Consider the following 19,362-nt stretch of genomic DNA (forward strand, 5'->3'; position numbering starts at 1 on the left):
TCCGAATAGCCAAGCCGGCTTTCGACGCGACGGCCGGTGACGCAGGCGGGCCGCCCGCCTATGTTCGCCCCATGTCCGACATCGCCGCGCCCGAAGCCCCCGAAACCGACCGCCCCCTGACGCAGGACGGGCCTCAGGTCCGGCTCTGGCTGATCGACGCCTCGGCCTACATCTTCCGCGCCTATCACGCCCTGCCGCCCCTGACGCGCAAGTCCGACGGCCTGCCGGTCGGGGCGGTGCAGGGCTACTGCAACATGCTGTGGAAGCTGCTCAAGGACATGAAGGGCGCCGATGGCCCGACCCATCTGGCCGCCATCTTCGACCACTCCGAGAAGACGTTCCGCAACGACCTCTACGACCAGTACAAGGCCAACCGGTCGACCCCGCCCGAGGATCTGGTGCCCCAGTTTCCGCTGGTGCGCGAGGCGACGGCGGCGTTCGGCGTCCACTGCGTCGAACTGCCCGGCTACGAGGCCGACGACCTGATCGCCACCTATGCCTGCAAGGTGCGGGACGCCGGCGGGGAGTGCGTGATCGTCTCGTCCGACAAGGACCTGATGCAGCTGATCGGCCCCTCGGTCGTCATGTGGGATCCGATGAAGGATCGCCGCTTGGCCGAGGAGGCGGTGATGGAGAAGTTCGGCGTGACGCCGGACAAGATGATCGACCTGCAGGCCCTGATCGGCGACAGCGTCGATAACGTGCCCGGCGCTCCCGGGATCGGGCCGAAGACGGCGGCCCAGCTGCTGGACGAATACGGCGACCTCGACACCCTGCTGGAGCGGGCGGGGGAGATCAAGCAGCCGAAGCGGCGCGAGACCCTGATCAACTTCAGGGACCAGATCCTGCTCAGCCGTCAGCTGGTCCGCCTGACCTGCGACGCCCCGGCGCCCGAGCCCATCGACGACTTCAAGATGCGGGACCCGGATCCGGCGATCCTGTCGGCCTTCCTGGAGACGATGGAGTTCCGCAGCCTTCAGAAGCGCGTCGGCGACGGCAAGCTGGCGGGTCACGACGGGTCCGCCTTCGCCCCCGCCCGCCCCGCGCCCCTGACGGCGCCGGTCATCTCGCCCCGCTATGCGCCCCAGGCGATTCCGGAGGACGTCGAGAAACAGGCGGTGGACCATGACGCCTACCGGTGCATCCAGACGCTGGAGGCGCTCGACGCCTTCCTGGCGAGGGCGACGGAGGCGGGCGTGGTCGGGTTCGACACCGAGACCGACGCCCTGTCGGCGACCCATGCGGGGCTGTGCGGGATCAGCCTGGCGATCGGGCCGAACGACGCCTGCTATGTGCCCCTGACCCATGAGCACGAGCCGCAGGCGGGCGGGGGCGGGCTGGATTTCGGGGATGCGGTCGAGACCCGGGAGCCCCTGACCCAGCTCGACAAGGCCACAGTTTTAGCCCGGATAAAAATAATTCTTGAGGATGAATCCGTCCTCAAGGTCGTCCAGAACGGAAAGTACGATCTGGCGGTCATGGCCCGGAGGGGGATCCGGGTTGCGCCCGTCGACGACACCATGCTGATCAGCTACGTCCTCGAGGGCGGGCTGCACGGGCACGGGATGGACGAGCTGTCCCGGCTGCATCTGGGGCACGACCCGATCCCGTTCAAGAGCGTGGCGGGGACGGGCAAATCCCAGAAATCCTTCAAACACGTCGAGCTGAAACCGGCGACCTGTTACGCGGCCGAGGACGCCGACGTGACCCTGCGTCTCTGGCGCATCCTCAAGCCCCGGCTGGCGGCCGAGGGGCTGGCGACGGTCTATGAGACGCTGGAACGCCCCCTGCCCGCGGTGCTGGCCGACATGGAGCTGGAGGGCGTCCGCGTCGACCCCGCCCGCCTGCGCCGCCTGTCGTCGGAATTCGGCCTGCGCATGGTCGAGCTGGAGACCCAGGCCCACGAAATCGCCGGCCGCCCCTTCTCGATCGGCAGCCCCAAACAGATCGGCGAGCTGCTGTTCGGCGAGCTCAACCTGACAGGCGGCAAGAAGACCGCCTCGGGCCAGTGGGAGACCGGCGCCGCGACGCTTGAAACGCTCGCCGAGACCCACCCCCTGCCCCGCGCCATCCTCGACTGGCGCCAGCTCTCCAAGCTCAAGGGCACCTATACCGACGCGCTTGTCGCAGCCATGGACGAGGCCACCGACCGGGTCCACACCTCCTATCAGCTGGCCGCCGCCACGACGGGACGCCTCGCCTCCTCCGACCCCAACCTGCAGAACATCCCGATCCGCACCGAGACGGGCCGCCAGATCCGCCAGGCCTTCATCGCCCGCGACAACTGCGTCCTGATCAGCGCCGACTACTCCCAGATCGAGCTGCGCCTGCTGGCCCATATCGGCGACATCCCCGAGCTGAAACGCGCCTTCAAGGCCGGGATCGACATCCACACGGCCACGGCGTCCGAGATGTTCGGCGTCCCCGTCGACCAGATGGACCCCGAGACCCGCCGCCGCGCCAAGGCCATCAACTTCGGCATCGTCTACGGCATCTCGGCCTTCGGCCTGGCGAACCAGCTGGGCATCGACCAGGGCGAGGCCGGCGCCTACATCAAGACCTATTTCGAGCGCTTCCCCGGCATCCGCACCTATATGGATGCGACCCGCGCCGAGGTCCGCCAGGCGGGGTTCGTCTCCACCGTCTTCGGCCGCCGCATCCACATCCCGGCCATCCATTCCAAGTCGGGCGCCGAACGCCAGTTCGGCGAGCGCGCCGCCATCAACGCCCCCATCCAGGGCGCCGCCGCCGACATCATCCGCCGCGCCATGATCCGCATGCCGGCGGCCCTGGAGGCGGCCGGCCTGTCGGACGTGAAGATGCTGCTCCAGGTCCACGACGAACTGGTCTTCGAATGCCCGGATGCGCTGGCGGAGACGGCCATCCCCGTCATCCGCCGGGTGATGGAAGGCGCGGCCGAGCCCGCCGTGGCGCTGACGGTGCCGCTGGTGGTGGACGCGCGGGCGGCGAAGAACTGGGACGAGGCTCATTGAGCGCCCAAGCCGGCGCTCAATGAGCCCAGAAGGGCGCTAACGCTCGCCGCGCGGCGGCTCGCTGCTTGAGCGCAGGGCGACGAGTTCGCCCCAGGCAGTGGGCGACCATATCGGTGGAGCCACCATATTGGTCGCGGATCAGAGACCGATCATTCAGGTGACTCCACCACAATGATCGGGGCGATCCGCTGAGATCGAAGTTCACTGGTATTGAACTTTTCACTCTTGGCCAGCATATTGGGCGGGCAAAGTCCTTCCCGTGTCCCGAACTGTCGCCGTATGGCGTGCGTGTCCCGGTTCCGCCGAGACTAGGGGCCGGGAAGGCGCCTCCATTCAATGAAATTGCCACACGTCGTCCAGCCGGGGGCGAAGCATGTCGCGCCAGCGATGAGCGTCGCGCCGGTCCGTCCTGAACGACCGCGCCACCGCACCGGCACACATGTCTGCGAGCTGAATCAACGGATCGTTCTTCGAGTCCGAAAACCGGCAGTCGCGCACGGCCCCGTCCCGCACCTTGCGTTTGATCTCCGTCGACAATTTCTGACGGAACTCGCGGTCGCCGGAGCCATCAATAATGACCTTCGCATTGTCGAGGCGACCGCTGTCGTGTCTCAGCATCTGTTTGACGAAAAACTCGTAGAAGCTCTCCTTGTCCGAGCGAAGATGTTCGGACCGGATTACGTCTTTCTGGACCACGATGGCACGCACGCGGAACGCTGCGTTAGAGACAGCCGCGAAGAACAGGTCTCGGACATCATCGCGGCTTTTGCTGAACTTGAACTCGCCTTTGTGAAGCCGCCGCGCAGGGGATGTCTCGATCAGGCGGCGAACGTCCGCCGCAGCTTCCACGGTGTCGAAGATGACCATGGCCACCACGAATACAGGCGAACTGCCGTGATCGACCCTAAACCCTGCGTCGCCGCTTTCATCAATGTAGACCAACATCGTCCGATTGAATGCCATGGGCGCGACCAAGGCAAAAGCTCAATGCGCGCGACCAAGCAGGTAGAACCTCTAACTCAACGTCGGTCAGCCCCAAGGAAAAACTCGCACGCATGGGTGGGCATTAATTCTCAATTGGGCACTTCGCGAGCTGATTGCGGATTTACCACCATCCGTCTAGCCTCGCGGCCGGGGACAACCGACGGTGGGGCTGAATGTCTAGGGGTAAGTGGGTCACGCTGAAGCTTCATCAGCTTCGACTTGATCAAGCAAACTATCGGACAGGGCCGCAGGCAACACAGCGCGACGCGATCCGCGCCATGATCGATGACCAAGGGATCAAATTGGTCCGACTGGCGCGCGATATTATCCTGATGGAGGGGATCAGTCCGGGCGAACCTGTGTGGGTCGTTCCTTCGGGCACGCGAGGGCAATACATCGTCGAGGAAGGTAACCGCCGGGTAACAGCGCTTAAGCTGTTGGAGACGCCTGCTTTGGCTGACGGAACTTCAGTTTCGAAGCAATTTCGCCGCTTGGCAAAGGCTTATGCCGAGAACCCAATCCGCGAGGTTGATGCCCGCCTATTTGAGAAGCGTGCGGATGTAGCCCCCTGGAAGCGCCGGCGCCACATGACCGCTGGGTCAGGCGTAGGCTTGGACCGCTGGAACACCTTCGGGAAGGGCCGCGCGAACCGCGACATTGGCCTAGACGCTCCGAGGTCTCTCGCCGTGGTCGAGCTTTTCGCGGACGACAAAAGCGACGCTTGGGCGGAACTCTTGGAGGCTCTCGATGGGCGCTGGACCACGGTCGATCGCGTCCTGAATTCGGCACCCTTCAAAGACGTTCTGGGTGTGAGCATCGACACGAAGACTAGCGTCGTTGCGTTCGAGAACGGCGACGAAAAGGCGGGGCGGGATCTACTGAAGCGGGTCCTCACCGCGATGGCGGCTCCCGACTTCGAGTTCGCCCATGTCGAATCTATAGAGGATCGCACCGCGTTTATCCGCAAATTCGCGGACTATAGTGTGAAAGCAAAACCCAGCGACGGCGGGCAGGGGACCACCCCGACAGCATCACCTTCGCCGCCAAGTCCGGACGAGACCACGCCGGGCGCTGAACCGATTTCACCCCCAAGCGCGACACCCGGAGGTGATACCTCAACCTCGCCGGACGTAGCCGCCCCGGAACCCTCGGAGGTGCCGACACCAAGCCGCAGAGACTCGGCTGACGCGAACAGAAAGACGCTAGCGCCGCCTGACGGACCGCGGCTCCTACCCGTTGAGGGCATTAGGCTTCTGCCTCTCTACAACGAGTGCAAGAAAATTAAGGTCAAAGGTAATGAGAACGCCGCCGCGTTCTTGGTTCGGGTGTTTATCGAACTTAGCAGTGAGAACTATCTACAAGAGAAGAACGTTCAGCTGCCTCCAAGCCTCAGAGCGAAGCAGATCTCTAACTGGGAAGACTACCGAGTGAAGCTCTCTCAGAAAGTTGAGGCTGTCGCATTACATATTGACCCGACGAAGAGAGCCTCGATTTTCGTCCAAGCACGAGAAGCTATTCAGAAAGAGGCTGTAGGGTCATTTTCGATCACAATGCTTCACAGCTACTTCCACAATCGCCACGTCCTGCCGGATGAGGCGACCATCAAAGCCAGTTGGGATGGCTGGGAAGCCTATCTCCGCGCCGTGTACGTAGCGCTCAAGACCCCGTGATCATCGCGCTGGCCAAGACCCCTAAGCAGCGATATAATTTGTGATGGACCAGTTCAATACGCCCTTGAGGTACCCAGGCGGAAAGGGTCGCCTGACGCAGTTCGTGGCCGATCTGATCGAGACCAATGGCATGACCGGATGTCATTACGTTGAGCCCTACGCGGGGGGCGCTGGGATCGCGATTACCCTCCTATACCTTGAGTATGCCAGCCACATACATCTGAACGACCTGAACCGCTCCGTGCATGCTTTCTGGCACTCCGTTCTGAACGAGCCGGACAAACTGTGTGGTCTGATCCGCGACACCGTACCGACAATGGACGAGTGGCGGCGTCAGAAGGCCGTTCAGGCGGACGCTGACGCCAGCCCGCTCGACTTGGGATTTTCGACCTTCTTCCTCAACCGCACAAACCGTTCTGGGATAATCAAAGGCGGCGTTATCGGAGGCAAGGAGCAGCTAGGCGAATGGAAGTTGGACGCCCGGTTTAATTCGAAGGATTTGGCCCGGCGGATCGAGAAAATTGCCAGCTACAACTCGCGCATCAGCCTTTACAACAATGACGCCATCCTCCTGATCAAAGCTGTCTTGCCAAGCCTCCCGGAGAACACCCTCGTATACCTTGACCCGCCCTATTACGTGAAGGGAAAGGGCCTGTATGAAGATCACTACCGCCATGACGATCACGCGAAGATTGCCGCTCTGGTGACTTCGTCGATCAAGCAGCCGTGGATCGTCTCCTACGACAATGTAGAACCCATCCGCGAGCTTTATGCTGGCCGTCGACAGACGACCTTTGGCATTCAATACAGCGCTGGAACTCGAAGCGAGGGAAGCGAAGTCATGGTCTTCTGTGACGCCCTCACCATACCGACTGTAATCGAGCCGTCTCGCGGTATCGCCGCATAGAAGATTTAGGAAGCGGGTGACTCTTCGGTTACCGCTACGCACCCCAGCCGCCTGAGCTGGATGCCGGCCGCCTGTTGCAGGATAGCGCCCGGGGAGAGGCGCTCGATCTCGGCCAGGAGGCTCTTGATGCCGCAGCGGCCGTCGGCGCTGGTCAGGTCGAGACCGCGCAGGCCACCGCCAGACGCGGCGTCTTGGCGCTGTCCTGTTCCATGATAGACTCCCGATCATGCCCAAGAGCTCAACCAGTCGTTCAGGGTCCGTCGCCGTCGCGAAAGTCGATGGCCGGTGGGCTGTGCGCGATGGTGCGAAAGGTGGCTCGATCTTCCCGACCCGGGCCGAGGCCGTGGCGGCGGCGAAGCGGGCGCTGGCGCGTCAGGGCGGGGTGCTGACCGTCCATCAGGCGAACGGCAAGGTGCGCGAGACACTGACGCTCGGGCGGGATACGGCCGTGCGGCTGAACGGGATCGAGGGCGTGGCGCTGAACGCGGCGTCGCGCCGGTTGTTGCGGGATGTCCAGGCGTCGGGGATGACCCCGGCGCAGCAGCGCAGCGCGATCAGCGCCGCCTTCAAGAAGTAGGCGGCGCTGTCCGACACGCCGTTCGAACCGCTCTATGCGGCTGAGGACGATCCCTATTGCTACAAGGGGACGGCGGTTCTGAAGAACCGCGAAGGCCTGAGAGATCAGGGCGAACTGGATCAATTCGAAGCGCTGATGGTGACGATCCAGTCGTCGGAGCCCCTGCCTGATGGCGCGCTGGACGCCCGTCACTATCGCGCCATCCATCGGCACCTGTTCGGCCCGGTCTATCGCTGGGCGGGCAAGGATCGGACGATCCGCATCGCCAAGGACGCGAGCATGTTCTGCTATCCCGAGCAGATCGGGCGGCAGATGGATATCCTGTTCGCCGATCTGGCGCGGGCCGATCATCTGCGCGGACTGGACGCCGAAGCGTTCGCGGCCGGGGCGGCGCATGTGCTGTCCGAGCTGAACGTGATCCACCCGTTTCGGGAAGGGAATGGCAGGGCGCAGAAGGCCTTTCTGGTGCTGCTGGCCGAACGGGCGGGGCATGCCATCGACGTGGGCCGGATCGATCGGCAGCGGTATCTCGAGGCCATGATCGCCGCCTTCAATGGCGACGAAGCGCCCCTGACCCGGGTGGTCCGCAGCCTGCTGTGAGACGTCGGGTTCCGGACTTCGGACTCCCGGAAATCGCGCCAGCGATTGTCCGGGAGACAACTCGAGCGCCCTTGCAGTCTCCCGGACAGCCGCTTCGCGTCTTCCGGGGGCCAGAGATGCCTTTCGTCCCGGATAATCGCTCGCGCGATTTCCGGGATGACAAAAGCGAATGTCGATCGACCTCGCGGGAAGGCAGGCTCGCGGTGCGATCCCCTGTGCGGGCGCCACCTATCTTTTCTGATCCATCAACGGATCGGCGGAATCGGCCTGTGATTTCAAGGGGCGGCCCTGATTAGCGGGTTTTTGTGCGCCCTGGTGTGGGGCGGCCCCAGACTGGGGGGATGGGGAAGCGGAGCAAGCTGAGCGAGGAACAGTGGGAGGCCCTGTTCGGGATGGATCGGGCGGGGGTGAGGCGCGCCGACCTGGCGGGGTGGTACGGGATCTCGGTGGGGACGATCTGCTGGCAGGCGCGAAGGCGCGGGCGGATGAAGGGCGGGGATCCTGTGGCCGTCGATCGGCGCAGGCGGCCGGTCGAGGGGTGGGCGGAGGACCATGTGTTCGCCCAGAGCCGCAGCGGGATGACGCCCGGACGCTGGCGGCAGTTGCTGGACCGGAGGAACGCCGGGGAGGCGGACGAGGCCCTGGCCTTCGACTATCGGGTGCATCCGTCGACGATCGCGGCGGCGGCGAAACGATACAGGATGCGGAAATGCGATCTGGCGGGGGCGGTGTGGCGGCCGCGCGGGCCGCAGTGGGGGTCGGGGCCGGCGCGGCCGGAGCTGGGCTTTCGCATCGACCGGCATGACGCGCGGGTGCACCGGGAGGCGGTCGCGCGGCTGGTGCTGCTGGCGGCGCAGGAGGGGCGGATGGACGATATCCGCGAACTGCTGAGAACCTCGGCGGCGCTGGACACCCTGATCCCGGGGCCGTGGCATGCTAAGCGGCGCGGATGAAGACCGAGACCCTTGATGTTCTGATCGTCGGCGCGGGCGCGGCCGGGATGATGTGCGCCATCGAGGCGGGACGTCGGGGGCGGCGCGTGCGGGTCGTCGATCACGCGCGGGCGCCGGGCGAGAAGATCCGCATCTCGGGCGGGGGGCGGTGCAACTTCACCAACACCGGGACGAGCGTGGCGAACTTCCTGGGGGAGAACCCGCGGTTCGCGGCGTCTGCGCTCGGGCGGTATACGCAGGCGGATTTCGTCAAGCGGGTCGATCAGGCGGGGATCGCCTGGCACGAAAAGACCCTGGGCCAGCTGTTCTGTGACGACAGCGCCAAACAGATCATCCGCATGCTGACCGACGACATGAGGGCGGCGGGGGTGGTCCTGTCGCTGGGCGTCGGCGTGGACCGGGTCGAGCGGGTCGGCGAGGGGTTCGAGGCGGCGCTGTCGGACGGGTCGGTGGTGAGGTGTGCGTCTCTCGTGGTGGCGACGGGCGGCAAGTCGATCCCCAAGATGGGGGCGACGGGGTGGGGCTATGACCTCGCGCGGCAGATGGGGTTGCGGGTGACGGAGACGCGGCCGGCGCTGGTGCCGCTGACGTTCGAGGCGGGGCTGCTGGAACAGACGACGCCGCTGGCGGGGGTGGCGGTGGATGTTTCCGTCACAGCCAATCCGGCCTCAAGTCCCCCGAAGGGCGGTAGGCCCACGTTCAATGAGGCGATGCTGTTCACGCATCGGGGGCTGTCGGGACCGGCGATCCTGCAGATCAGCTCCTACTGGCGCGAGGGGGAGGCGATCACGGTGAAGATGGCGCCGGGCGTGGACGTGCTGGCGCGGCTGAAGGCGGCGAAGGCCGAGAACGGCGGCAAGCAGGCGGTCCACACGGCGCTCGGTCATATCGTGCCGCGGCGGCTGGCCGAGGTGCTGACGGCGCGCGAGGGGGCGAACGGCAAGCTGGCCGAGGTCGGGGACAAGGTGCTGGCGCGGCTGGATGCGGCGGTGAACGCCTGGACGGTCAAGCCGGTGGGGTCGGAGGGGTACCGGACGGCCGAGGTCACCCTGGGCGGGGTGGCGACGGACCAGCTGGACCAGCAGACGATGGCGGCGAAGTCCGTACCCGGACTGTTCTTCATCGGCGAGGTGGTGGACGTGACCGGCTGGCTGGGGGGCTATAATTTCCAATGGGCGTGGAGCTCGGGCTGGGCGGCGGGGCAGGCCTGCTGACGGCGCGATCACGAAACTTTCGGTTGTGTCGGGCGCGGCCGCGGGCAAGGTGGCGAAAAGAGCGGGGAGACGGCGACCATGTGTATCGTTTGCGCGAGAGGCCTGCAGCCCGGCGGCGACGGCGGCTTTCAGGGCCGGCAGGGTCTGACCCATGGACCGAACGGCGAGCTGCTGGATCCGCAATCGTTCCTGAACGGCGACGACCGGGGCGTGCCGGTGGTCGGCGGAGCCCGTCCTTCCTTCACCGTCGAACAGGCCGCGGCGCAGATCACCCGCCCCGGCCTCAGCTGGGCGACGGGTCTCGGCCAGCCCGCGACGGTCACCTTCGCCTTCCAGTCCACGGCCCTGTCGTGGGCGTCGAACGCGGAGGGCTTTACCCGCTTCAACGAAGCCCAGATCGCCGCGACCCTCAACGCCATGACGGCATGGTCCGACGTCGCCAACATCGTCTTCTCCAGGGTCGGAACGGGTTCGACAGGCGAGACCGCCTATTCCGACAACGCGACCATGCTTCTGTCGAACTGGACGACCGGCAGGGACTTTTCGGCGGGCTATGCCTACTACCCCGGGTCTCGCGGCGTGACCTCCCTGTCCGGCGACGTCCGGATCAACAGCCAGCTGAGCTACAATGTCGACCCGCAGCCGCTGAACTACGGCGCCCAGGCGCTTCTGCACGAGATCGGCCATGCGATCGGCCTGGCCCACCCGGGCGCCTACAACGCCGCCGCCGGCCAGACGATCACCTATGACGCCCACGCCGAATACCAGGAGGACAGTCGCCAGTATTCGGTGATGAGCTATTTCTCGGCGACGGTCACCGGCGCGTCGACGGTCTATTATCCCAACGGCACGGGGAGCTACTCCGGGGCCTATTCGTCGGTTCCGCTGATGGACGACATCGCCGCAGCCCAGCGGCTGTATGGCGCCAACTTCGCCACGCGCGCGACGAACACGGTCTACGGCTTCAACGCGACGGCGGACCGGGCGTGGTTCGCCGCGACCAGCGCCGATACCGTCCTTCTGTTCTGCGTCTGGGACGGGGGCGGGATCGATACCTTCGACTTCTCCGGCTATGCGGAAAACCAGCTGATCGACCTGCGTCAGGGCAGCTTCTCCAACGTGGGCGGCGACGGCCTGCCCTGGACAACGGGAGTGAGCGCGATCGGCAATGTCTCGATCGCCGTCGGCGCGGTGATCGAGAACGCCATCGGCGGGTCGGGCGCCGACACCCTCCAGGGTAATTCGGCCAACAACGTGCTGACCGGCGGCCTCGGGAACGACATCATCGACGGGGGACTGGGCACGGACACGGCCGTGTTCCGGGGTCTGTCCACGGCCTACACCATCACCTGGAACGGACAGACCGCCACCGTCGTGGGCGCGGACGGGCGCGACACGGTCACCAATGTCGAGCTGTTCCGCTTCGATGACGTGACGATCGCCTCCCTGGCGACGGGCGGCCTGTCGGTCAGCGGCGACTATGTCGCCAACACCATGACGGGCACCGCCTTCGCGGACATGCTGTCCGGCGGCGGCGGCAATGACATCCTGTCCGGCATGGGCGGGGCCGATACCCTGAGGGGCGGGACCGGAAACGACACGCTGAGCGGCGGAGATGGCGACGACCTGCTTCGCGGCGACGCCGGCAACGACGTGCTCGACGGCGGCGCCGGCTTCGACGCTGCGCTCTATTCGGGCGTTCGCCGCCAGTACACGGCCAGTTCGACCCGGGTCACCAGCGCCACCGAGGGCACGGACACCCTGACGGGGATCGAGGAAGCCCGCTTCGTCGACGGCGTCCTGACCTTCGACGCGACGAGCGCTTCGGCTCAGGTGATGCGTCTGTACAGCGCGACGCTGAACCGGGTTCCGGATCAGGCGGGGCTGGAGTCGAACGTGGCCGGCCTGGCCCGGATCGGGCTGCTGGGCCTGGCCAATATCTTCGTGCAGTCGGCCGAGTTCCAGGCCCGGTTCGGCACGCTGTCGAACCAGCAGTTCGTCGAACAGATGTACATCTTCGCCCTGGGCCGCCAGGGCGATGCCGCCGGGATCGCCAACTGGGTCGGGGTGATGAACGGCGGGGCCACGCGCGGCCAGATGGTGGTGGCCTTCTCCGAAAGCGCCGAGCATCAGACGCGAACGGCCGCGACCCTGAACGCCGGTCTGTGGGTCCCGGACGCCGAGGCCCAGATCATCGCGCGCCTGTACGACGCGACCTTCGACCGCCTGCCCGACGTGGCCGGTCTCGCGGCCTGGACGGCTTTGCTGGAGGGCGGCCGGCCGCTGATCGAGATCGCCGCGACCTTCGCCGGCTCGGCGGAGTTCCAGGCCCGGTACGGCACGGTCACCAACGAACAGTTCGTACGCCAGATGTACCAGTTCTGCCTGAACCGGGCGCCGGACGCCGGCGGTCTGGCCGGCTGGGTCAATGCGCTGAACACCGGAACCAGCCGGGCGCAGATGCTGCTGAACTTCTCCGAGAGCGCCGAGCATGTCGCCCTGACGGCGGCGTTGTGGCTCGGGGGCATCCGGACGCCCGGCTTCACCAGCGCCCCGCCGGAGGACCCCGCCAAAGGACTGGACGACGCCCAGATCCTGCCGGGCGTGATCGACCACGGGCTGTACGATCCGGCGGACCTGGGGTTGACGCTGATCGGGAAGGACGACGACGCCTTCGTGCTGCCGGCCGATCCGGACGGGGGCGTGACGCCCTGGCTCCTGATCGACGACGGCGATACGGCGACGCCGGGTCCGGGGGTCGTCCTGCCGATGCTCGACGACGGCGCCCTGCCCTTCGTGGTCCTGGCGAACGTGATCGACGAGCCCTGGAGCCTGTTCCACCGGGACGGGCTGGACCTCGCCTGGGCCTAGGGCGCACGCTTTCGTTACCGGCGGCCGAACTTCGAAAAACGCGGTATTATTCTGCTATTCCCGCAGGATAGTATCTCGGAGCGCATCATGCCGACCATCACGGGAACCTCAGGCGCCGACAATCTGGTCGGGACGGACGGGGATGATCTCATCGACGGCGCGGGCGGCGTCGACACGATCACGGGGCGCGGCGGAAACGATCAGATCCGCGGCAACGGCAATCTGTCGGGCGGCGACGGCGACGACACGATCGTCATCCTGGACAGGAACTCGGTCGTGGACGGCGGCGCCGGCTTCGACATCCTGGATGCGCGCTCCATCGTGGCGGCTCCCTCGCCCTTTCGGGGCTCGTCGACCCTTCGCTACACGGTCGACGGCAGCGGGCACATCATCCTGGACAATGTCATCATTCAAAGCGGGAACGCTGCGGGGCCGACCATCACGACCATCGTGAACGTGGCCGATACGACCGGGATCGAGCATCTGATCGGCCTTGGAACATTCGATCTCGCTGGCCTGACCCGGTCGATATCGATCACGCAAACAGGTGGCGGTGGAACGATTACCACCGGTTCAGGCGCTGACACGATCATCGCCGGATCAGGCCGTGATATCATCGACGGCGGCGCGGGCGCCGACGTCATCCGGAGCGGCGCGGGCGAGGATCAGATCGTCGTCGGCGCGGGGGATCGGGTTTTCGGCGAGGCTGGCGCTGACCAATTCACGATCAATGCCGCGGCGATCATGGGCGCCCCCCTGTTCATTGACGGCGGTACAAGCGGGGACGGTTTCGGGTCGGTCGATCAGGATGAACTGACGATCGAACTCGACGGCGTCGTGCGCGACTTCACCCTGGCCAATTCCGAAATGCCTGGCGCGTCGCGCATGACCGACCTGGAGAGGGTTCAGATCAACTCGCGCCAGACCCAGACCGGAGGACCTGTCACCATCACCCTCTACGGCGGAGCGGAGGTCAACAATTTCACCTACAGCGATCGTAGTTTCGGTAGCGCGCCGCCTACGACCATCCGCTTTTTCGGCGGAGACGGTCGTGACTATTTGACGGCCTTCGCCGGCACTGCGGACACGCTCCTGAGCGGAGGCGCGGGAAATGACGATATCGGGGCGTACGTCGGGACGGCTCACGGTGACGACGGGAACGACACCATTTACGCCGGTAGAGGCGCCACCGGTTACGGCGATGCGGGCGACGACGCTCTGCGTGGCGAAGGCTCCCTGTATGGCGGCGCCGGTAACGACCGCCTGACCGGAAGCGGCTTCCTGAGCGGCGGGGCGGGCGACGACACGATCCAGATCGACGGCTTTGGGACCGCGGTGCGCGACGGCGGGGACGGGGTCGATACTCTTGTTCTGGCTGGAACGGCCGGAGGCGATGTCTCACTTGCGGCCGGCGTTTATCGGCAAGCCGGGTCGACCCAGCCCGGCGTGGCCACGCTCTTCTCCATCGAGAATCTGACGGGCAGCGCCTTTGCCGACCGGCTGGAGGGCGATGGCGGGGTCAATGTGATCCGGGGCGGGGGCGGCAACGACCTGCTGCAGGGCGCCGGCGGCGACGATCAGTTGTTCGGCGAGGCCGACCTGGACCGGCTGGAAGGCGGCGCCGGGAACGATCGTCTGGACGGCGGGGCCGCCAATGATGTGCTGCTGGGCGGCGACGGGAACGACTTCCTGATCGGAGGCGCGGGCGACGACGATCTGGACGGCGGAAGCGGCGACGATACGGCCTGGTTCGCCACCAGTATCGAAGCCGTCACGTTCAGCTACGAGAACGGTCTGATCATCGTCAACGGCGTGGGGCGCGATCGACTGACCGGCATCGAGCATCTGGAATTCGTCGACGGGCGTCTCGACGTCGGACCTGACGGCCGGGTGATCCTGCAGCCCCTGACAGACATCGTCGGCACCGCCGGCGCCGATCGTCTGACGGGCGGGAACGGCCGGGACAATATTCTGGGCCTGGCCGGGAACGACATCCTCGACGGCGGCGGCAACTGGGACACGCTGAATGGCGGCGACGGCTACGATATCGCGCAGTACGCCGGGGTCCGGCGGCAGTACGTCGCGTCCGCGTCCAGCGTAAGCGGCGGCCCCCTGAGGGACGGGCCCGCAACCGGGACCGACAACCTGATCTCGATCGAGGCGCTGCGCTTCGTCGACGGGACCCTGACCTTCGATCCCAACTCCCTGGCGGCCCAGGTCATGCGACTCTACGACTCGGCTCTGGACCGACAGCCGGATCAGGGCGGGTTCGAGAACCTGCTGGACTTCATGGAGGGCGGCGGCACGCTGACGGCGCTCGCGACCGCCTTCATCAATTCACTGGAATTCCAGTCTCAGTACGGCTTCCTGACGAACCAGCAGTTCGTCGAACAACTGTACCTTTTCAACCTGAACCGCACCGGCGATGCCCAGGGCATCGCGGCCTGGACCGGGCAGTTGAACGCGGGCGCCAGCCGCGCCAGCGTGCTGATCGCCTTCTCCGAAAGCGCCGAACACCGCACGGTGACGCAAGGCGTGCTGAACCAGGGCCTGTGGGTCGCCGATGACCAGGCCCTGATCATCGCGCGGCTGTACGACGCCACCTTCGACCGCGTGCCGGACTGGCGCGGATTGAGCGACTGGACCGGCTATCTGAAGGGCGGGATGAGCCTGACGGAGATCGCAGGCCTGTTCGCCGCCTCGGCCGAGTTCCAGGACACCTACGGCGCCCTGACCAACCAGCAGTTCGTCGAGCAGATGTACCGCGCGTCCCTCAATCGCGAGGGCGAGGCCGGGGGCGTGGCCGGGTGGACCAACGCCCTGAACAACGGCACGAGCCGGGCCCAGGTCCTGGTCGCCTTCTCCGAAAGCGCCGAGCACGTGGCACTGACGCGCGACCTGTGGCTGGGCGGTGTGCAGTACGAGCGGGAAGACGCTGCGCCAGCTTCGTCGAACGGGGCGGACCCCGGCCCGCTGGTTCTTCCGGCGCTGCACGAAGGGGCGATGACCATGGCAGGGCTGGATCACGGCTGGACCGTGCCTGGCTCCCATCATGACGCCTTCGTGCTGCCGGCCGATCCGGACGGGGGCGTCATGCCGTGGCTCCTGATCGACGACGGCAATATGGCGACGCCGCTTGCGGAGGTCGTCCTGCCGATGCTCGACGACGGCGCCCTGACGTTCGTGACCCCGGCGCCTGTGATCGACGAGCCGGGGAGCCTGTTCCACCGCGACGGGCTGGACCTCGCCTGGGCCTGAGGCGAGCGCGCCAGAATTCCCTTGAGGCGCGCCGGTCCCGGCGACATCACTCCTGCTTCGGCCAAGGGCCTCTGAGGCCGGCACGCGGCCCGTTCCGAGCCTTTGCCGGCTCCGGGACGGGCCGGAGGCCTGCTAGTGCGCCTCGGGCGGACGGGCCGCGGGATCGAGGTATTCGCTCTCGGAATGATGATGGGCCGAGAGAACGAAGCGGCGGTCGCAGTAGCCGCACTCGACGAAATTCTCGCCGCCCATGTCGAGATAGACCAGCGGATGGCCGAGCACGCCGCCGCCGTCGCAGGCCACGCGCTTGCTGGCGACCGTGATTTCCTCGGGCGGGAGGACGAGTTGATCGGGGTGGCGCGGCGGCATTGATCGGTCCGTGGTCTTGGCGCGGGGGATGCTGACGCCTAGTTAGACGGCCTGCCCCCGCGCCGAAAGCCCCCAAGCGCGTCGATGGACGCGCGCCGAAAGAATCTGATGACCGAGACCGAAGCCCTGCCCGTCAACGCCATCGAGGTGCGCGGGCTGGAAAAGACCTATGCCGGCAACAAGAAGACGCCGCCAAAGACGGCCCTGAGAGGGGTCGATCTGGTCATTCCGAGGGGGTCGATGTTCGGCCTGCTGGGTCCGAACGGGGCCGGCAAGTCGACCCTGATCAACATCCTGGCGGGGATCGTCAACAAGACCGGCGGGACGGCAGCCATCTGGGGTCGCGACATCGACGAGCGGCCGCGGGACGCGCGCGCCGCGCTCGGCGTCGTGCCGCAGGAGATCGTGGCCGACGTCTTCTTCACCCCGCGCGAGTCGCTGGAGGTGCAGGCCGGCTTCTATGGCGTGCCGAAGTCCGAGCGCCGCTCGGACGAGCTGCTGGCTGCGCTGGGCCTGTCGGACAAGGCCAACGCCTATGTTCGCGCCCTGTCGGGCGGGATGAAGCGGCGGCTGATGGTAGCCAAGGCCCTGGTGCACAATCCGCCGATCCTGATCCTGGACGAGCCGACCGCGGGGGTGGACGTGGAGCTGCGTCGCCAGCTGTGGGAGTACGTCCGGCGCATCAACGCCGAGGGCGTGACCATCCTGCTGACCACCCACTATCTGGAGGAGGCGCAGGAGCTCTGCGACACCATCGCCATCATGAACCGGGGCGAGGTCGTGGCCTGCGAGCCGACGCCGCAGCTGTTGCGCCGGCTGGATACGCGCAACGTCGTGGTGACGCCCGAGCATCCGCTGGACGGCGTGCCGACCGTGGCCGGGTTCGACGTCGTGGCGCGGGCCAACGGCGCCTTCGCCATCAGCTACAAGAAGGGCCAGTCTTCGGTGGAACAGGTGCTGGCCGCCGTGCGCGCCGCCGGGATCACCATCTCGGACATCACCACCGAGGATCCGGACCTGGAGGACGTCTTCCTGGCCCTGACCTACAACGATGCGAACGCGGTCAGTCCGACGAAGGACTGAGGGGGACGCTCCGCCCTATTCCCGGGCCGGGTTGCGTCGCCAGGACTTTACATGCGTAATATGCTCCAGGAGCCGCGCATGAACATCACCGACGCCGAGTTCAAGGTCATGGACGCCCTGTGGGCCGGGCGGCCCCTGTCGGCGGAGCAGCTGATCGCCGAGGTGCGCGGCCGCACGACCTGGGGCGAGGCGACGGTCAAGACGCTGATCAACCGGCTGATCAAGAAGGAGGCGATCCGCTCCGTGCGCGCGGACGGACGGCACCGCTATGAGGCCGCGCTGGAGAAGGAGGCCTTCGCCCTTTCGGAGAGCGAGACCCTGCTGGACCGGCTGTTCGGCGGAGAGGTGGCGCCGCTGGTCGCCCAGTTCGCGCAGCGTCGGTCGCTGTCGCCTCAGGACCGCGAGCGTCTGAGGGCCATCATCGACGCGATGGACGACTGAGATGCTGGCGCTGCTGACGGAGCTGAACGCGGCCTTGGCGGCCGCCGTTCTGATCGTGCTGCTGGTCCGCCGGCCGTTTCGCCATCGGTTCGGACCGCGCGCCGCCTATGGTCTGTGGGCGATCGTGCCCGTGGCGATGGCAGCCGTCTGCCTGCCGCGAACGGTCGTCGGCGGGGAGGCGGTCGCGCCCCTGGCCGTTCCGGCGACGCTGATCCTGTCCGTCTGGCTGTTGGGCGTGACCGTCTCGGCCGGCCTGATCGTCGCGGGCCAGGCGCGGTTCGCGGCGCACGCGCGCCGGGGCGTGGCCGGGCCCGCGATCACCGGCGTGCTCGTCGGGCGTCTGATCATGCCCGCCGACAGCGCCACCCGCTGGAGCGCCGAGGAACTGGCCGTGGTCCGCGCCCATGAGCACGCCCATCGCGAGCGCGGCGATCTGCGGGTCAATGCCGTCGTGGCGGTGCTGCGCTGTCTCTTCTGGTGCAATCCGCTGGCGCAGATCGGGGCCGACCGGTTTCGGTTCGATCAGGAGCTGGCCTGCGACGCCACGGTGATGGCGATGCGGTCCGGACGGCGGCGGGTCTATGCCGAGGCCCTGCTCAAGGCCGAGACGGCGCCGGCCCCGGCCTTCGGGTCCAGCTGGGGCGCGACCGGCGCGGGCGCCCTGGCGACGAGGATGGCGAGCCTGAGCCTGGGCTGTCATCGGCCGGATCTCGCCGCGACCCTGTGCGTGATCGCCCTGATGCTGGCGACGGCGACGACAGCGTGGAGGGTCCAGCCCGCCTCGATAAAGGCTCTGGCGCCGGTGGCCCCGCCCGTCCTCTATGTGCGGATGAACGCGCCGGCCTCGACCACCGCGCCCTGACCGGTTGACTGTATTACAATTGTAAATCAATGTACCCCTGTCTTTTGGCGGAGGGTCTTGTGCGCATCCATCTCGTCTCTCTGATCGTCCTGACGACGGCGCTGCTGACCGGTTGCGAGGTCAGGACCGACCGCTGGCTCGAACGGCAGGCCGAGGTCGATCCGCCCGAGCTCTGGCAGGTGGAGGTGATTGGCGCCGAAGCCCGGCCCGTTCAGATCTGCGTGGACACCCTGCTGCGAGAGGGGTTCGGCTCGCCGCTTCCGGAGGTGGGCGGACAGCCCTGTGTCCTGATCGGGGAGCCGGTGGAGCACGAAGGCGGGCGGATCGGGCGCTGCGCGTCCGCCGGCCGACCCCTGCTTTTCAGTGTGAAGAAAGAGGGCGCCCCGGAGGACTTCAGCGTGACCCTGAACGTCCAGACGCTGGACCGCCGGGCCTCTGAGGTTACCCAGACGCGCAGGTACAGAAGGCTGGGGCTTTGTCCGCCCGGCTGGACCATCGGCGACAACACCGATCAGGAGGGGCGCAGACGGAACAACGTCTGGCCGCCGGCATGGGGCGGGTAGTCCTTTTGGGCCCTCCC

General features: G+C 66.6%; 15 protein-coding genes. 13 read left to right on the forward strand and 2 right to left on the reverse strand.

Annotation, left to right across the window (positions count from 1 at the left end):
• Positions 1–71 precede the first annotated feature (71 nt).
• Complete coding sequence (gene polA, locus ACQY68_RS00815; protein WP_428151116.1) at positions 72–2,993, forward strand: DNA polymerase I; 2,922 nt, start codon at positions 72–74, stop codon at positions 2,991–2,993.
• 333 nt (positions 2,994–3,326) lie between these two features.
• Here the strand turns inward: polA and ACQY68_RS00820 are convergent, their stop codons facing one another.
• Positions 3,327–3,938: a DUF3800 domain-containing protein gene (locus tag ACQY68_RS00820; RefSeq protein ID WP_428151117.1), complete on the reverse strand. Its 612-nt coding sequence runs from the start codon at positions 3,936–3,938 to the stop codon at positions 3,327–3,329.
• Positions 3,939–4,255: 317 nt separating this feature from the next.
• On the opposite strand from ACQY68_RS00820, the gene ACQY68_RS00825 reads away from it, so the two are divergent.
• The 8 genes from ACQY68_RS00825 (at position 4,256) to ACQY68_RS00860 (ending at position 16,027) form a co-directional block, all read left to right on the forward strand.
• On the forward strand, positions 4,256–5,647 hold the full coding sequence (locus tag ACQY68_RS00825; protein WP_428151118.1) for a hypothetical protein: 1,392 nt from the start codon (positions 4,256–4,258) through the stop codon (positions 5,645–5,647).
• 103 nt (positions 5,648–5,750) lie between these two features.
• A complete protein-coding gene (locus ACQY68_RS00830; RefSeq protein ID WP_428151119.1) occupies positions 5,751–6,554 on the forward strand; it encodes a DNA adenine methylase in 804 nt (267 codons plus the stop codon).
• A gap of 226 nt (positions 6,555–6,780) precedes the next feature.
• Positions 6,781–7,131 (forward strand): DUF2188 domain-containing protein, encoded by a 351-nt coding sequence (locus ACQY68_RS00835; RefSeq protein ID WP_428151120.1) that lies wholly within the window; start codon positions 6,781–6,783, stop codon positions 7,129–7,131.
• A 135-nt stretch (positions 7,132–7,266) separates the two neighbouring features.
• Positions 7,267–7,731 carry a Fic/DOC family protein gene (locus tag ACQY68_RS00840; protein WP_428151121.1) on the forward strand — a complete coding sequence of 155 codons (465 nt, stop codon included), beginning with the start codon at positions 7,267–7,269 and terminating at the stop codon, positions 7,729–7,731.
• A 341-nt stretch (positions 7,732–8,072) separates the two neighbouring features.
• Positions 8,073–8,684 carry a hypothetical protein gene (locus tag ACQY68_RS00845; protein ID WP_428151122.1) on the forward strand — a complete coding sequence of 204 codons (612 nt, stop codon included), beginning with the start codon at positions 8,073–8,075 and terminating at the stop codon, positions 8,682–8,684.
• Positions 8,681–9,898, forward strand: a complete 1,218-nt coding sequence (locus tag ACQY68_RS00850) for an NAD(P)/FAD-dependent oxidoreductase (RefSeq protein WP_428151123.1) — start codon at positions 8,681–8,683, stop codon at positions 9,896–9,898. The genes ACQY68_RS00845 and ACQY68_RS00850 overlap by 4 nt, the downstream gene beginning before the upstream one ends.
• Positions 9,899–9,976: 78 nt before the next feature.
• Positions 9,977–12,769, forward strand: a complete 2,793-nt coding sequence (locus tag ACQY68_RS00855) for a DUF4214 domain-containing protein (RefSeq protein WP_428151124.1) — start codon at positions 9,977–9,979, stop codon at positions 12,767–12,769.
• Positions 12,770–12,856: 87 nt separating this feature from the next.
• Positions 12,857–16,027 (forward strand): DUF4214 domain-containing protein, encoded by a 3,171-nt coding sequence (locus tag ACQY68_RS00860; protein WP_428151125.1) that lies wholly within the window; start codon positions 12,857–12,859, stop codon positions 16,025–16,027.
• 132 nt (positions 16,028–16,159) lie between these two features.
• Here the strand turns inward: ACQY68_RS00860 and ACQY68_RS00865 are convergent, their stop codons facing one another.
• The gene (locus ACQY68_RS00865) at positions 16,160–16,396 is read right to left on the reverse strand and encodes a zinc-finger domain-containing protein (protein ID WP_428151126.1); all 237 of its coding nucleotides are present in this window, start codon (positions 16,394–16,396) and stop codon (positions 16,160–16,162) included.
• Between the two features lie 108 nt (positions 16,397–16,504).
• On the opposite strand from ACQY68_RS00865, the gene ACQY68_RS00870 reads away from it, so the two are divergent.
• Genes ACQY68_RS00870 through ACQY68_RS00885 form a run of 4 tightly spaced genes read left to right on the forward strand, consistent with a single transcriptional unit; the run spans position 16,505 to position 19,345 of the window.
• A complete protein-coding gene (locus ACQY68_RS00870) occupies positions 16,505–17,479 on the forward strand; it encodes an ABC transporter ATP-binding protein (protein ID WP_428151127.1) in 975 nt (324 codons plus the stop codon).
• Between the two features lie 51 nt (positions 17,480–17,530).
• Positions 17,531–17,920, forward strand: coding sequence for a BlaI/MecI/CopY family transcriptional regulator (locus tag ACQY68_RS00875; protein ID WP_428151128.1), 390 nt, complete (start codon positions 17,531–17,533; stop codon positions 17,918–17,920).
• A gap of 1 nt (position 17,921) precedes the next feature.
• The gene (locus tag ACQY68_RS00880) at positions 17,922–18,782 is read left to right on the forward strand and encodes a M56 family metallopeptidase (protein WP_428151130.1); all 861 of its coding nucleotides are present in this window, start codon (positions 17,922–17,924) and stop codon (positions 18,780–18,782) included.
• 59 nt (positions 18,783–18,841) lie between these two features.
• On the forward strand, positions 18,842–19,345 hold the full coding sequence (locus ACQY68_RS00885) for a hypothetical protein (protein ID WP_428151131.1): 504 nt from the start codon (positions 18,842–18,844) through the stop codon (positions 19,343–19,345).
• The last annotated feature ends 17 nt before the right edge of the window (positions 19,346–19,362 follow it).

Origin of the sequence: Brevundimonas sp., from assembly GCF_965278935.1 — a bacterium.
GTDB lineage: Bacteria > Pseudomonadota > Alphaproteobacteria > Caulobacterales > Caulobacteraceae > Brevundimonas.